Annotated in this window: 1 protein-coding gene and 1 pseudogene; both read left to right on the top strand. The window is 72.5% G+C overall.

What is annotated here, in order from left to right:
• The first annotated feature begins 218 nt into the window (after positions 1 to 218).
• Positions 219 to 989, top strand: a complete 771-nt coding sequence (locus ACFU53_RS47980; RefSeq protein WP_384006981.1) for a DeoR/GlpR family DNA-binding transcription regulator — start codon at positions 219 to 221, stop codon at positions 987 to 989.
• 57 nt (positions 990 to 1,046) lie between these two features.
• Positions 1,047 to 1,303, top strand: a pseudogene (locus tag ACFU53_RS47975) (sugar ABC transporter substrate-binding protein); the annotation flags it as partial.
• Positions 1,304 to 1,619: the final 316 nt, after the last annotated feature.

Here is a 1,619-nt window from a genome sequence, read left to right as displayed (position 1 = left end):
GGCACCGAACGGGCCCGCCCGCTCCCGTATTCGGGCACGGCCGTTGCCCGATCCCACGTCCGCCCCAGGTCCGTGACGGGCCGCGGCGATGCGAAACGGTCAGGTACGGGCATCATCGGTCGCGCAACAGGCCTGGCAGGCGCCGCGCACCCGCTGTAGAACTTCCACCGAGGCCCCTACCGGGCCCGGACGGGCAGCACTACGGCGAGGGAGAGCAGGTGTCGGCCATGAGCGCGGAGGAAAGGCAACGCGAGATCGTCCGGGCCGCCCGCCGCACGGGCGGGGTCGACGTCGCCGAACTCGCCGTCGAACTGGGCGTCGCCAAGGAGACCGTACGGCGTGATCTGCGCGCCCTGGAGGACCACGGGCTGGTCCGCCGTACGCACGGCGGGGCGTGTCCCGTGGAGAGCGCCGGGTTCGAGACGACGCTCGCCTTCCGCGCGACCAGCCATGTGCCCGAGAAGCGCCGGATCGCCGCCGCGGCGGCCGAGCTGCTCGGGGACGCGGAGACGGTCTTCGTCGACGAGGGCTTCACCCCGCAGCTCATCGCCGAGGCGCTGCCCCGGGACCGGCCGCTGACCGTGGTCACCGCCTCGCTCGCCACCGCGGGCGCGCTCGCGGAGGCCGGCAACACCACCGTGCTGCTGCTCGGCGGCCGGGTGCGCCCGGGCACCCTCGCGACCGTCGACCACTGGACGACGAAGATGCTGGCCGGCTTCGTCATCGACCTGGCGTACATCGGCGCCAACGGCATCACCCGCGACCACGGCCTCACCACCCCCGACCCGGCCGTCAGCGAGGTCAAGGCCCAGGCGATCCGCGCCTCCCGGCGCACGGTCTTCGCGGGCGTCCACACCAAGTTCGGCGCGGTCAGCTTCTGCCGGTTCGCCGAGGTGAGCGACCTGGACGCGATCGTCACGAGCACCCTGCTCCCGGCCTCGGAGGCCCACCGGTACTCACTGCTGGGTCCCCAGGTCACCCGAGTCTGAGAACAACCGCCCCATCCCACTCCATCCTTGCCTCGGAACACCCCCTTGTCTCCCCGCAAGCGGGAGTCGACGTACGCGAACCCGGACTACCGCGAGGAGGCCGCCGCCTTCCAGGAGATGACCGCGAGGCCATCGAGGGCGCCCGGCCCGCCGAACCCGGGGTACAGCCGCGCCCCGCGCCCGGCATCCAGTTCGTCGGCATCCCCGAGTTCACCGACCTCGGCACCAAGGTCTCCCTGGAGATCAGCGCGGCCATCGCCGGACGCCAGTCCGTCGAGCCGGCCCTGAAGACATCGCATGCGCTCGCCGAGCAGGATCAGCGACCGGGTGCCGCTGGATCAATACCCGCAGGCTCTGGATCAGTTCGCGTCAGGAGTCGGGCGCAAGATCGTGGTGCTTCCCTGGCGTTTTCGCCCCCGCCGCCCCTACCCGTCCCATCCCCAGGGGCTGCGCCCCTGAAAAGGAAGCGGGGGCTGCGCCCCGCTTCGCTTTTCGGCCCGCCCGGCCGTCGTTCTCAGGCCCGCAGGGCCTGGTCTTTCAGGGGCGCGGGGAACTGCGCGAGAAGCCCCCCCCCCCCCCCCCCCCCCACCCCCCCAAAACCGCCGCGGGAAGGGAACGGAAAACGGGCCC

Origin of the sequence: Streptomyces sp. NPDC057474 (genome assembly GCF_042802555.1) — a bacterium.
Classification (GTDB): domain Bacteria; phylum Actinomycetota; class Actinomycetes; order Streptomycetales; family Streptomycetaceae; genus Streptomyces.
The sequence above is the reverse complement of the archived record's forward strand: the minus strand, read 5'-3'. Positions and strand labels throughout refer to the sequence as shown.